Source organism: Parafrankia irregularis (assembly GCF_001536285.1).
Classification (GTDB): Bacteria; Actinomycetota; Actinomycetes; order Frankiales; family Frankiaceae; genus Parafrankia; species Parafrankia irregularis.
Window position 1 is genome coordinate 337440 of sequence record NZ_FAOZ01000008.1, and the last position, 12878, is coordinate 350317.

At 71.4% G+C, this 12878-nt stretch carries 14 protein-coding genes; 9 read left to right on the forward strand and 5 right to left on the reverse strand.

The genetic code is table 11. The annotated features are described in order from the left end of the window. Nucleotides 1-54 precede the first annotated feature (54 nt). Nucleotides 55-840: a MaoC/PaaZ C-terminal domain-containing protein gene (locus AWX74_RS16150; RefSeq protein ID WP_091277436.1), complete on the reverse strand. Its 786-nt coding sequence runs from the start codon at nucleotides 838-840 to the stop codon at nucleotides 55-57. Next, a complete protein-coding gene (locus AWX74_RS16155; protein WP_091277437.1) occupies nucleotides 837-1748 on the reverse strand; it encodes an SDR family oxidoreductase in 912 nt (303 codons plus the stop codon). Before AWX74_RS16155 ends, AWX74_RS16150 begins: the two co-directional genes overlap by 4 nt. 141 nt (nucleotides 1749-1889) lie before the next feature. Between AWX74_RS16155 and AWX74_RS16160 the strand changes: the two genes are divergently transcribed. The 3 genes from AWX74_RS16160 to AWX74_RS16170 are packed head-to-tail and all read left to right on the forward strand — an operon-like array spanning nucleotide 1890 to nucleotide 4409. Continuing rightward, a complete protein-coding gene (locus AWX74_RS16160) occupies nucleotides 1890-2648 on the forward strand; it encodes an enoyl-CoA hydratase family protein (RefSeq protein ID WP_091277438.1) in 759 nt (252 codons plus the stop codon). Continuing rightward, the gene (locus AWX74_RS16165; protein WP_091277439.1) at nucleotides 2645-3721 is read left to right on the forward strand and encodes an NAD(P)H-dependent flavin oxidoreductase; all 1077 of its coding nucleotides are present in this window, start codon (nucleotides 2645-2647) and stop codon (nucleotides 3719-3721) included. The genes AWX74_RS16160 and AWX74_RS16165 overlap by 4 nt, the downstream gene beginning before the upstream one ends. Before the next feature lie 40 nt (nucleotides 3722-3761). Beyond that, a complete protein-coding gene (locus AWX74_RS16170; RefSeq protein ID WP_091277440.1) occupies nucleotides 3762-4409 on the forward strand; it encodes a TetR/AcrR family transcriptional regulator in 648 nt (215 codons plus the stop codon). Between the two features lie 46 nt (nucleotides 4410-4455). Here the strand turns inward: AWX74_RS16170 and AWX74_RS16175 are convergent, their stop codons facing one another. Further along, nucleotides 4456-5214 carry an SDR family NAD(P)-dependent oxidoreductase gene (locus tag AWX74_RS16175; protein ID WP_054569900.1) on the reverse strand — a complete coding sequence of 253 codons (759 nt, stop codon included), beginning with the start codon at nucleotides 5212-5214 and terminating at the stop codon, nucleotides 4456-4458. Then, entirely contained in the window at nucleotides 5211-6401 is a 1191-nt protein-coding gene (locus AWX74_RS16180; RefSeq protein WP_091277555.1) for an acyl-CoA dehydrogenase family protein, read from the reverse strand. Before AWX74_RS16180 ends, AWX74_RS16175 begins: the two co-directional genes overlap by 4 nt. A gap of 160 nt (nucleotides 6402-6561) precedes the next feature. Between AWX74_RS16180 and AWX74_RS16185 the strand changes: the two genes are divergently transcribed. From AWX74_RS16185 to AWX74_RS16210, 6 genes are all read left to right on the forward strand, one after another. Then, entirely contained in the window at nucleotides 6562-7149 is a 588-nt protein-coding gene (locus tag AWX74_RS16185) for a TetR/AcrR family transcriptional regulator (RefSeq protein ID WP_165615655.1), read from the forward strand. Nucleotides 7150-7395: 246 nt separating this feature from the next. Further along, nucleotides 7396-7800 (forward strand): hypothetical protein, encoded by a 405-nt coding sequence (locus AWX74_RS16190; protein ID WP_091277442.1) that lies wholly within the window; start codon nucleotides 7396-7398, stop codon nucleotides 7798-7800. Nucleotides 7801-7905: 105 nt separating this feature from the next. Then, a complete protein-coding gene (locus tag AWX74_RS16195) occupies nucleotides 7906-8655 on the forward strand; it encodes an enoyl-CoA hydratase-related protein (protein ID WP_054569904.1) in 750 nt (249 codons plus the stop codon). A 67-nt stretch (nucleotides 8656-8722) separates the two neighbouring features. Then, complete coding sequence (locus AWX74_RS16200) at nucleotides 8723-9850, forward strand: dihydrodipicolinate reductase (RefSeq protein ID WP_226930771.1); 1128 nt, start codon at nucleotides 8723-8725, stop codon at nucleotides 9848-9850. A gap of 22 nt (nucleotides 9851-9872) precedes the next feature. After that, on the forward strand, nucleotides 9873-10649 hold the full coding sequence (locus AWX74_RS16205) for an SDR family NAD(P)-dependent oxidoreductase (RefSeq protein ID WP_091277443.1): 777 nt from the start codon (nucleotides 9873-9875) through the stop codon (nucleotides 10647-10649). A 420-nt stretch (nucleotides 10650-11069) separates the two neighbouring features. Continuing rightward, entirely contained in the window at nucleotides 11070-12566 is a 1497-nt protein-coding gene (locus tag AWX74_RS16210) for a recombinase family protein (protein ID WP_091277444.1), read from the forward strand. Here the strand turns inward: AWX74_RS16210 and AWX74_RS16215 are convergent. After that, nucleotides 12563-12865 carry a hypothetical protein gene (locus AWX74_RS16215; RefSeq protein ID WP_091277445.1) on the reverse strand — a complete coding sequence of 101 codons (303 nt, stop codon included), beginning with the start codon at nucleotides 12863-12865 and terminating at the stop codon, nucleotides 12563-12565. The genes AWX74_RS16210 and AWX74_RS16215 overlap by 4 nt on opposite strands. Nucleotides 12866-12878: the final 13 nt, after the last annotated feature.

Genomic DNA, 12878 nt, shown 5'->3' on the forward strand with positions numbered 1-12878 from the left:
GGTTCCGCGGAACCGCGGAAGGCTTCCGCGGCGCCGCGGGTACCCGTGGCGCCGTCAGCCGAACAGCGCTCGGCCGGCGTCGAGCGCGGGGCCCCGCTGTGACCGGACGTCGAAGCCGCCATCGGTCCAACCACGCAGCGCCAGCGTCTCGCCCGGGATGACCGGCCCGGCGAAGCGCCCCTCCAGCAGCGTGAGATCCGCCGGATGTGCCCCGGTCCGCGCGGCGACGACGAGTGTCGACGCGGCGAGAGTGGCCAGCCCGTGCAGGATCGGCCGGTCCTGGCCGATCGCCGCCGCGGCGGCCGGGTCGATATGGATGTGATGCCGGTCCCCCAGCAGTCGGTAGAGCGCCGCGGCGTTGGCGGCGACGGTGAGGTCACACGCCCACTCCGGGTCAACGGCCGGCGCCGGGGGCCGGCCTGGGCCGCGCGCGCCCCCGAAACCGCCCGCCCCGGGCGCGAACAGGGACCAGGTGGCGACGAAGTACCCGCTTTCCACCACGACCTCGAAGACCGCGGCGCCGCCCTTGTCCCACACGTCACCGACCCGCGCCGCCATGGTCAGCTCTCCCTCCGTCGGCAACGGCGCCAGCACCTCCAGCCGCTGGGCGCCGTGCAGCGTCGTGCCGACCTCGAACGCGCCCGCCGCACCGAGCTGGTCCGGTGCCCACTGGGCCAGCGTCAGCGCGAACGGCGGCAGCACCCGCAGCCGCTCCTCGAAGACGAGATCAAGCTGGTCGGCGCGGGCACCGACGGCCAGCGCGAACAGGATGACGTCCCGGTCGACCCACCCGACCGTCCGCTCCCCGAGGGACCGCCCGCGCCAGTCACCAGCGGTCATCCGCGGGCCCCGTAGACCGGCTCGGGGCGCGTGGCCTGCGCCAGCAGGCTGCGCAGCGTGCCCCCGACCGCGGCCGCGTCCCACCGCGCGCCCAGGTCCTTCGCCGGCCCGTGCCGCCAGCCCTCCTCGACGCAGATCCGGCCGCCCTCGATCTCGATCAGCCGCCCGGTGACATCCGCGGCGTCGACGCTGGCGAGCCAGGCCACCACCGGGGAGACGTTGCCCGGGTGCATGGCGTCGAAGCCTTCGGCGGGCGGGGCCATCCGCTGCGCGAACGGCCCCTCGGTCATCCGCGTGCGCGCCGACGGCGCGATGGCGTTCACCGTCACTCCGTACGGACGCAGTTCCTCGGCGGCGACCAGGGTGAGCGCGGCGATCCCGGCCTTGGCCGTGGAGTAGGTGCCCTGACCGACACTGCCCTGCAGGCCCGCGCCGGACGAGGTGTTGATCACCCTGGCCGCCCGCAGCCGCCCCGCCTTGGCCTGGGCCCGCCAGTACGCCGCAGCCTGGCGCAACGGCGCGAAATGCCCGGTGAGGTGGACCCGCAGCACCGCCTCCCACTCCGCCTCGGTGGTGTTCACCAGCATCCGGTCCCGCACGAAGCCGGCGTTGTTGACCAGGATGTCCAGGCTCCCGAAGGTGTCGATCGCCTGCTGCACCAGGGTCTGCGCCGCCGCGAAGTCGGCCACGTCGGCACCGTTGGCGACCGCGATACCCCCGGCGAGCCTGATCGCGTTCGCCACCTCCTCGGCCGGGCCCGCCGACGCTCCCTCACCCGAGCCAGAGGTGCCGAGGTCGTTCACCACGACCGCCGCGCCCTGACGGGCCAGCTCCAGCGCGTGCTCGCGACCGAGCCCCCGCCCGGCGCCCGTCACGATCGCGACCCGGCCACGGAGAATGCCGCTCACCGTTGAATGCCCCTCATACCAGCGCCGCTCCCGTCCGCCGTCGTCGGGTGTTCTCACGGGCTCCGCCCTTGCCGCGCAGGCCTTCCCACCGCGGCTGGCACTGCTACGCTACCAAGCAATCGCTAGGTTAGGAAGACGCTCATGGGCATCACGACCAACCTGCTGGACGGCACGATCGCCGTCGTCACCATGAACTTCCCGCCCGTCAACGCTCTGCCGGTCCAGGGCTGGTACGACGTCGCCGAGGCCGTCCGGGCCGCCGCCGAGACACACCACGCCCGCGTCGTCGTGCTGCGCGCGGAGGGCCGCGGTTTCAACGCGGGTGTCGACATCAAGCAGATGCAGCGGACCGCCGGCTTCGACGCCCTCATCGGCGCCAACCGCGGCTGCCACGCGGCCTTCAAGGCCGTCTACGAATGCCCCGTCCCGGTGATCGCGGCCGTCCACGGGTTCTGCCTCGGCGGCGGCGTCGGGCTGGTCGGCAACAGCGACACCGTCGTCGCCAGCGACGACGCCTACTTCGGCGTGCCCGAGGTCGACCGCGGCGCTCTCGGCGCGGCCACCCATCTCGCCCGGCTGGTGCCCCAGCATCTGATGCGCACCCTGTACTTCACCAGCCGCACCATCAGGGCCGCCGACCTGGTCCAGCACGGCTCGGTGCTGGAGGTGGTCCCCCGCGGGAAGCTCGACGACGCCGCACTCACCGTCGCCCGCGAGATCGCCGCCAAGGACCCCCGGGTGATCCGGGCCGCCAAGGAGGCCCTCAACGGCATCGACCCGGTCGACGTCAACCGCAGCTACCGCTTCGAGCAGGGCTTCACCTTCGAGCTGAACCTCGCCGGCGTCGCCGACGAGCACCGCGACGAGTTCGTCGACAACGCCCGGAAGCCGCGCGCATGACCGTCCAGCGCCTGCGCACCGCCCTGACGGACCTCACCGGCGTACGGCATCCCGTCGTGCAGACCGGCATGGGCTGGGTCGCCGGGCCACGTCTGGTCAGCGCGGTCGCCCGCGCCGGCGCGCTCGGCATCCTCGCTTCGGCGACGATGACCCTGGACGAGCTCGACCAGGCCATCCGCAAGGTCCGGGAACGCACCGACGCGCCGTTCGGCGTCAACCTCCGGGCCGATGCCGGTGACGCCACCGAACGTGTCGACCTCCTCATCCGTCACGGAGTGCGGGTCGCGTCCTTCGCGCTGGCGCCCAGGCCGGAGCTCATCACCCGGCTCAGGGAGAACGGCGTCGTGGTCATGCCGTCGGTGGGCGCCGCGCGGCACGCGAAGAAGGTGGCCGCGTGGGGCGCCGATCTGGTGATGGTCCAGGGCGGCGAGGGCGGCGGGCACACCGGGCCGGTCCCGACCACGCTGCTCCTGCCGACCGTGCTGGACGCGGTCGACATCCCCGTCGTCGCGGCCGGCGGCTACTTCGACGGCCGCGGTCTGGCCGCCGCGCTCTCCTACGGCGCCTGCGGCATCGGGATGGGCACCCGCTTCCTACTCACCAGCGACAGCGCCGTACCCGAACCGATCAAACGCCACTACCTCACCTACGGCCTCGACGGAACCGTCGTCACCACCCGCGCCGACGGTATGCCGCACCGGCTGCTGCGCACGGACTTCATCCGGTCCATCGAGGACACCGGGGCGCCACGGCGGCTCTGGGCGACGCTGCGCCGCACCCGGCAGTTCCGACGCCTGAGCGGGCAGTCCTGGGGTGGGCTGGTCCGCGACGGCTGGCGGATGAAGCGTGCCGGCGATCGTTCATGGGCGCAGCTGGTCCTCGCGGCCAACACGCCGATGCTGCTGCGCGCCGGTCTCGTCGAGGGCGACCTCGGCGCTGGCATGCTGGCCTCCGGTCAGGTCGTGGGCCTGATCGACGATCTGCCCAGCTGCCAGGAGCTGATCGACCTGGTGGTCGGTCAGGCCGTCGAACGCCTCTCGGCCAACGCCACCACGCTGGTCTCGGAGCACTGACCTTTTCCGCCAGCCGAACCAGAAGGGACGGATCGGCTTCGTGAGTGCGACCCGGCCGGAGCCGCGGACCAGGCGTCGCACGGCCTCCGAGGGCACCGGGACCGCCCGGCGCGCGGAGATCCTGGCGATAGCGGCACAGCTCTTCGCGACCCGGGGCTTCCCGCAGACGACGGTGCGCGATATCGGCGACGAGGCCGGAATCCTCTCCGGCAGCCTTTACCACCACTTCGACTCCAAGGAGGCGATGCTGGCGGAAATCCTACGTGACTTCATGGAGAGCCTGCGCACCCGCTTCGCCGAGGTCGTCACCCAGGACCGTCCACCACGGGCCAGGCTCGACGAGCTGGTGCGCGGGAGCTTCGCCACCATCCATCAGCAGCCGCACGCGGTGGCGCTGTACCAGAAGGAGTCCGGCGCGCTCGCCGGCGTGCCGGAGTTCCGTTTCGTGAGCCAGATCAGCCTGGAGATCGAGAAGATGTGGGTCGACGTCATAGTCGCCGGCCAGCAGGTCGGTGATTTCCGTACCGGCCTCGACCCGCAGCTGACCTACCGTTTCATCAGGGACGCGGTCTGGACCTCCGTCCAGTGGTACCGGCCGCGCGGCCGGCTCCGGCACGACGTCGTCGCGGACCAGTACCTGCTGCTTCTCCACGGCGGCCTACTGGCGGACGGCACCGATTCGGCCTGACACCGGCCCGGCCTCGTCCGCCAGCGGGCGATGAGCTCCTCCGGCCTCAGCGGGGAGCCATTCTCAGTGCGCCGTCCATGCGGATCACCTCGCCGTTGAGGTAGTCCTGGTCGATGATCGACAGCGCCAGCCTCGCGTATTCATGTGGCTGGGCGAGCCGCTTCGGGAACGGCACCGACGCCGCGAGACCGGCGCGGAACTCGTCCGAGACCGTGGCCAGCATCGGAGTCTCCACGATTCCCGGAGCGATGGTGCAGACCCGGATTCCGTACTGGGCGAGATCACGCGCGGCCGCGATGGTGAGCCCGACCACGCCCGCCTTCGAGGAGGCGTAGGCGGCCTGCCCGATCTGGCCCTCGAACGCCGCGATGGAAGCCGTGTTGACCACGACCCCGCGCTGGCCGTTCTCGTCCGGCTCGGTGGTGGCGATCACTCGCGCGGCCGTGGAGAGCACCGCGAACGTGCCGACGAGGTTGATCTGGATGATCTTGGCGAACAGGTCGATGTCGTGCGACTTGCCCTTGCTGAGGATACGCTGCGAGGGGCCGATCCCGGCGCAGTTGACCACCGTGCGCAGCGGCGGGCCCTCCCCTGCCGCCGCCTCCACCGCCGCGGTGACCTGCGCCGGGTCCGTCACGTCGGCACCCAGGTACTGGACGCCGGTGACCGACGGAGCCTTCTCGATGGACGACGGCAGGTCGAGCGCGAAGACGGTCGCGCCCTTCTCGGCGAGAGCGGCGGCGGTGGCCGCCCCCAGACCGGAAGCGCCGCCGGTGACGATGGCGGCGGTGTCGGTGAGCTTCATTGCGCGGCTCCGGGTGTGCGTTCGGCGATGTGGACGGTGGCGGGGCGACCGGCCGCGAGCGCGCGGCCGACCACCATGCGCTGGATCTGGTTCGTTCCCTCGAAGATCTGCATCACCTTGGCTTCCCGCATGTAGCGCTCGACCGGGAAGTCGCGGGTGTAGCCGTAGCCGCCGAGGACCTGGACCGCGTCGGTGGTCACCTTCATCGCGTTGTCCGTCGCGACCAGCTTGGCGATGCTCGCCTCGGTGGCGAACGGCAGGCCCAGGTCACGCAGCCGCGCGGCGGCCAGCGTGGTCGCCCGCGCGGAGCCGACGGCCGCGGCCATGTCGGCGAGCAGGAAGGCGAGGCCCTGATGGTCGATGATCGCCTTGCCGAAGGCCTCCCGTTCCTTCGCGTAGGCCACCGCGTGGTCGAGCGCGCCCTGGGCCAGCCCGGTCGCCACCGCGGCGATGCCCAGGCGACCCGAGTCCAGGCCGGCGAGCGCGATCGACAGGCCCTCACCCTCCGCGCCGATCCGGCGCTCGACGGGCACCCGCACCGCGTCGAACCGCATCGTGGCCGTGTTCGAGCCGGTCAGGCCCATCTTGTGCTCGGGCGGGTCGGCGGACAGGCCCGGCGTGCCCGCCGGCACGAGGAAGCAGCTGATCCCCCGCCGCTCGTCGCTGGTGCGCGCCATGACGGTGTAGAAGTCGGCGTCGCCGCCGTGGGTCGTCCAGGCCTTGGCGCCGTTGATCACGTAGTCGTCGCCGTCACGGACGGCACGGGTACGCATCGCGGCCGGGTCGCTGCCGGCGTGCGGCTCGGACAGGCAGTAGGCGCCGAGCAGGTCGCCGCCGAGCATCTCCGGCAGCCACCGCTCGCGCTGCTCCTCGCTGCCGAAGTGGGCGAGCGGGAAGCACGACAGCGCGTGCACCGACACGCCGACCCCGACGCTCGCCCAGACGGCGCCGATCTCCTCGAGCGCCTGCAGGTAGACCTCGTACGGCTGACCACCGCCGCCGTACTTCTCGGCGTAGGGCAGGCTGAGCAGCCCGGCGGCGCCGAGCAGGCGGAACAGGTCCCGGGGGAAGCTGGCGTCCCGCTCGGCGTCGACCACGCGGGGGGCGAGCTCACGCTCGGCCAGGTCGCGGGCGAGACGGATCAGTTCCGCGGCCTCGGCGGTGGGCACGACCGGACGATTGGGCATGGTCACCTCAGGGCTACTCGGTCGATCTACCTGGCAGCGGCCACCCGACGGGGACGCCTCGGCACCGGGCGGTTCCGCGGCACCGCCCGATACTCCCGACAGTACCACGGTACCCGTTCTGGTACCCGACACCTGGTACGCTGCGACGATGGCGGATCGGATGCGGGCACAGCCGCCCACGCGCACCGACCTCCGCCGGCAGGAACTGCTCGCGGAGCTGACGACACTGTTCCTGCGCGAGGGGTTCTCGGTCTTCAGCCTCGCGATGCTCGCCGAACGCCTCCACTGTTCCAAAACCACGCTCTATCTGGTGGCGGGCAGCAAGGAGCAGATCGTCGTCGCCACCGTCCGGCACTACTTCCGCACCGCGGCGGAACGCATCGAGACGCTCGTCGCCGCCTCCGACGATCCGGTGCGAAGGCTGCGCGGCTACCTGCTCGGCGTGAGCGCCGAGCTGAAACCGGCGTCGGAGGCCTTCTACGCCGACCTCACCGCCTTCGCGCCCGCCGACGCGGTCTACCAGGAGAACACCGTCCACGCCGCCCGCCGGGTACGCGAGCTCGTGGACGAAGGTGTGGCCGCCGGGGTCCTGCGCCCGGCCCACGCGGCGTTCGTCGGCGCGGCCGTCACCCAGGTGATGACGGCGATCCAGCGCGGCGACATCGCGGCGGCGACCGGCCTCAACCACGCGGACGCCTACCGCGAGCTGACCGATCTCGTTCTCAACGGCCTGGGCACCGGCACCTGACCACCGGACCTCGCCCGACGTTCGGTGCCGGCCGTTCGGTGCCCGACGTTCGGCGCCAGCCGTTCGGCGCCTGCCGTCTCCCGCTCTCGTCGCCGCCTTCGTGCGACGTCCCGACTTGTCGCAGCCGGGGAGTATTGTTCGGCCCGTCATGATCACTGCTCGCCGTGAACGAGGCGGTCAGCAGGCCTCCCCGCGCGCCGCGGCAACGCCCGCCGCGGGCAGGCAGAGAAAACGGGAGGAACACCGATGGTGCGGGAAGTGATCTCGATCATCAACATCTGGTGCGACAACACCGGCCGGCACCCCACGGACAAGGCCGCCGCGAAGAGGTCGGTGGCACTGGCCTACGACGGCAAGCTCGTCCGGCTCGACCTGTGCGACGAGTGCCGAGACGAGATGGCGGCCGTCCTCGACGAATACGCGGGCTACGGCCAGGTCGTCGACGCGCCCCGCTCAGGCCGGCTCGACACGGCCTGGACAGCGGTGGAGGACAACAACGCCACGGATGAGGACACCTCGGCGGCCACGCCCCCGGCCTCCGCCTCGAAGCCGGCGTCGAAGCGCTCGTCATCCCCGTCGGCCTCCGGCGCCCGCCGCTCCCGCACCGCCACGCCCACACCGCCCGCGCCCGCACCGGAACCCGCCATCTGACCTCCTGCCGGGCTTGACCCCCACCCGCGACCATCGTAGGTTTTCGACGATCCGAAGGTTGGATTTCGAATATTCGATGACACCAGCTCTGAAGGCGGTGGCGCAGTGAGTGTCGTGACCAGCAGGCACGGCCGGGTTCTGATCATCCGGATCGACCGGGAGCACAAGCGCAACGCGCTCAACGCCGAGGTCACCGCCGGTATCGACCAGGCCATGAACGAGCTGGAGGACGACCCCGACCTGTGGGTCGGCATTCTCACCGGCGGCCCCCGGATGTTCTCCGCGGGTGCGGATCTCGCCACCGGCCCGGGTGAGCCCACCGAACGCGGCGGCCTCGTCGGGATCATCCACCGCCGGCGGGTCAAGCCGATGATCGCCGCGGTCGAGGGGCTGGCGCTGGGCGGCGGGGTCGAGCTCGTGCTGTGCTGCGACATGGTCGTCGCCGCCCGCACCGCCCAGTTCGGGCTCCCCGAGGTCAAGCGCGGGCTGATGCCCGACTTCGGCGGCGCCTTCCGCGTCACCCGGGTTCTGCCCCGCAACATCGCCAACGAGATGCTCGCCACCGGCGACAACCTCACCGCCGAACGCGCCGAACGGCTCGGTTTCGTCAACCACCTCACCGAGCCCGGCGCCGCCCTGGACGGCGCGCTCGCCCTCGCCGAGCGGATCGTCGCGAACGCGCCGCTGGCCGTCCGCGCCGCACTCGGCACCGCCCACCGGGAGGTCGCGCCCGACGAGACCGCAAGCTGGGAGTACAGCGACGCCACCCACGCGGAGCTACTGAAGACGGCCGACCTCACCGAGGGCCTGGCGGCCTTCTTCGAACGCCGCCCACCCACCTGGAAAGGCGAGTAACACAGGGGACTTACAAAACATCTAAATATTTACTAGGCTCTCGCTCCTGGAGTTCGACGGAGGAGGCATGGTGACGCTTCGGGTGGTTCACAGCGGCACGGGACTGATCGGCCGAGCAACGCTGGACGGCATTCTCAACCACCCGGACCTCGAGTTGGTGGGCATGTTCGTCCAGTCCCCGGAGAAGATCGGCAAGGATGCCGGCGAGTTCGTCAGGCGCCCCGCGACCGGCGTCATCGCCACCAACGACTGGGACGAGCTCCTCGACCTGGCGCCGGACTGCCTGTCGTACCAGAGCGACAGCATCGGGCGTGAGGTCGACGCGGCGAACGACGTGTGCCGCTTCCTCGAAGCGGGCGTCAACGCCGTCACCGCCTCGATCTTCGCCTGGGGATACCCGGCCGACGTGCCGGCGCGGTTCGCCCACGTCCACGACGCCTGCGCCCGCGGGAACAGCAGCGCCTACTTCTCCGGCTCGGACCCGGGCTGGGCGACCACCGACCTGGCCCTCGCCGCCTTACGGATGGCCGACGAGGTCGAGTGCATCCGAGTCTGCGAGCTCGGCTACTGGGGCGGTTACACGGCGGAGTACGTCTGCCGGGAGTACTTCGGGTTCGGCCAGCCCTCCGGCTTCGAGCCGATCCTCGTCAAAGGTGGCTTCCTGCGCCAGATGTGGGAGCCGACCCTGAAGGAGCTCTGCGACGCGATGGGCGTCGAGATCGAGGACTGGAACATCGTCTACGAGTCCGACTCGCTCGACCACGACGTGACGACCGGCTTCGGTGTCGTCCGGGCCGGCACCGCCTCCGTCATCCGCTTCGAGCTGCAGGCGCTCAACGGCGGACGTCCCGTCGCGGTCGTCGAGCACGTCGACCGGGTCGGCATGGGCGCCGGCCCGCAGTGGAAGGCTCCCTTCGGCCCGGAGGTGTTCGCGTTCCGGATCGAGGTCGAAGGCCGCCCGTCGTTCACCCTCGAGCACCAGGTGTCGAGCCGTCCGCACGGGTCCGACGCAGGCGCCGCGGGCGACCCGAGCGGCAGCCTCATGCGCGGCGGGCTCGTCATGGCCGGGAAGAGCACGGCCATGCCGCTCGTGAACGCCATCCCGGCGGTGTGCGCCGCCCGGCCCGGCCTGCTCGGCCCGCGCGACATCGGCCATCCCGTCAGCCGCAACGTGCGCCGCACGGCACCGGCCTGAGCAACTGGGGAAACATCATCCCATGACGATGGAGCTTGATCTCACCGGCCGCCGGGCACTCGTCACCGGCGCGGGCCAGGGCGTGGGCCGGGGAATCGCCCTCGGCTTCGCCGCCGCGGGCGCCGAGGTCGTCGTGAACGACCTTCGGCCCGAGCGCGTGGCCGAGGTCGTCGACGAGATCGCGGCAGCCGGTGGCAGCGCGCTCGGGAGCCCGTTCGACGTCACCGACTACGCGGCGGTCACCACCGCCATCGAGGCGCTCGGCGGAGTGGACGTCCTGGTGAACAACGCCGGGAACGCGGGGGCGGAGGGCTGGTCCGGCCTGGCGAGGTTCGTCGACACCGAGCCCGCGCAGTGGGAGCCGTTCCTGCGGGTGAACCTCTACGGAGTCCTGCACTGCTGCCGGGCCGCACTGCCAGCGATGATCACCAGAGGCTTCGGCCGCGTGATCACGATCATCTCGGACTCCGGCCGCACCGGCGAGGCGAACATGGCCGCCTACGCCACGGCGAAGGCAGGTGCCGCCGGCCTCACACGAGCACTCGCGCTGGAGAACGGCCGCCACGGCATCACCGTCAACAACATCTCGCTGGGCACCATGCGCACGCCGGTGACCGAACAGACCTGGTCCGACCCCGACAACCCGACGGCCAGGAAGCTGATGGCCCGCTACGCCATCCGGCGCCCCGGCCTGCCCGAGGACGTCGCCGCGCTCGCGGTGTTCCTCGCGAGCCCGCAGGCCTCCTGGATCACGGGCCAGACCTATCCACTCAACGGCGGTATCTCCTTCGCGCAGTGAGATCTCAACCGTGGCCGGTACCGCTTCTGACCAGCCACAGTGCGTGGGTCTGGGCAGTTCCGCTGAACCGCCCCGTGCCCGTCGTGGGTGGTCGCGGTCGGACCTGCTGCCACCACCGTCAGCGCTGGAGGCGGGGTTGGGTTGCGCCTGGGTCGTGAGAACTGTCGGTGGTCGGTGTGACGATGCGCGGGACCGATGGACCGACGACACCCCTGGCCCGGTGACCCTCATGATCAAAATTGCTGCTGTTCCTCCTGACGACACCCCCACCGCCGATACCGCCGCTGCCGCTGCCGCTGCCGATGCCGCTGCCGGCGATGCTGCCTTCCTGGTGGATCCCGAGGCCGTCCCGATCGCGGAGCTGGAGACCGCGATCTGCCAGTGGGCCGGCCGGATCGCGGCCGCGACGTGCGCCTGGCTATGCGCACGATCATGCCTGCCATCTACGGGCCCACAGCGTCGTACACTCCGCACATGTCCGGTTACGTCCCGGTCGCGGTCTACGTCCGGATCTCCTATGACCGGTACGGCAAGCGGCACGGGGTCAGTGACCAGACCTCCGACGTCATCGACCTCATCGAGCGGACCCCCGGCCTGGTGTTGGGGGAGGTCTACGAGGACAACGACATCTCCGCGTTCAACAAGGACGCTGAGCGCCCGGAGTACAACCGGCTGATCCGGGACGTCCGGGCGGGCAGGTGGACGGCTGTGGGCTGTGTCCGGGGCAGCCGTCTCGTCCGGCAGCGTCTGCAGCGGGCGGAGTTCATCGACCTGATGGAGTCGGTGCACGGCAAGGTCTACACGACCGACGGGACGGTCTACGACTTCGCCAGTGAGGTCGGCCGGGGCCAGTTCGACTCGGATGGGGTGAAGGACACCAACGAGTCGGAGAAGATCTCCGCGCGGGTGACCCGCGCGCACGTCCGGATGGCGGACCAGGGCCGGTTCCCGGGCGGGAAGCGGCCGTACGGCTATCAGCGCAAGCGCGAGATCATCGGCGATGAGATCGTGGTGACCTGGCTGATCCAGCCGGAGGAAGCCGAGATCCTGCGGGAAGTGGCCCGGCGGGTGATGCGCGGCGAGTCGGTGCACGCGGTCGCGATGGACCTCAACCGGCGCGGCGTGCCGACCGCGCAAGGTCGGAAGTGGTGGGACGGCCCGGTGCTGGGACGGATGCTCGTCCGGCCGGGCATCGCCGGGCTGCGCAGCTTCAAGGGCTACGACAACATCGTGGCCCCGGGCGATTGGGAGCCGATCCTGCCGGTGGAGGAGTGGCAGGCGTTGAAGGCCACCATCGAGGAGCGGGCGGCCCGCCGGATCGTGCCCGGCAACGAGGTGAAGCAGCTCCTCGCCGGGTTCATGGTCTGCGCGACCTGCGGCACCCGGATGCGTAGCTCCGTCAGCAGCCGGCGGCCGGATGCGTTCCGGTGCTCGGTGATCGGCGACTCGTGCGCGACGAAGGTTCACGTACCGGCACGGCCGGTCGAAGACCTGCTGACCGACCTGATCGGACGCCGGTTGCGGGAGTACGCCGAGTACACGGCCGAGGAGGGTCCGTCGACCAGCGCGGCGAAGCTCGCGGAGCTGGCGTCGCGGATGGACCGGCTAGCCGGAATGTGGGCGCGCGGTGAGCTGTCAGACGAGGCGTACGGCAGCGCGCACCGCGCCGCGGAGACCGAACGCAACGACCTGCGCCGGCAGGCCGAGCAGGAGGCCCTGCGGCGGGTCGTCCTGCCCGGCCCGGACGCGATCGCCGCGTGGGAGTCGGGTGACCTGATGCGGCGCCGGTCGATTCTCACGCTGCTGGTCGACCGGATCGTGGTCGCACCGACCCGGTCGGGGCGTAAGCCGTTCGACCCCAACCGGGTGACGGTGCACTGGCGGCAGCACGAGACCGACGCCGCCGATCTGGATTAGTCGTCGGCGGGCGGGTCGTGCAGGATGCGCGCGATCCGGGCCCGTACCGGCGCGGGTAAGTCCGGTGCACGGGCGAGTGTCTCGGTGAGCCATCGTTCCCGGGCGTCGTCCGTGCCGGGGGTGGGCGCCGGGTCGGGTGTCCGCTGGGTGGGGATCGTGGTCGTCGTTGCAGCCGCGCCGGTGACGGCGCGGCTGTTGCGTTTCCGGGTACGGGTCCGTCGTGTCGTGCGTGTGCAGGCGAGGTCGGGCGACGCGACCGTGGTGGCCTCCAGAACGGCGAAACGGGGCAGACACGCCACCGCCCGCCGGGCA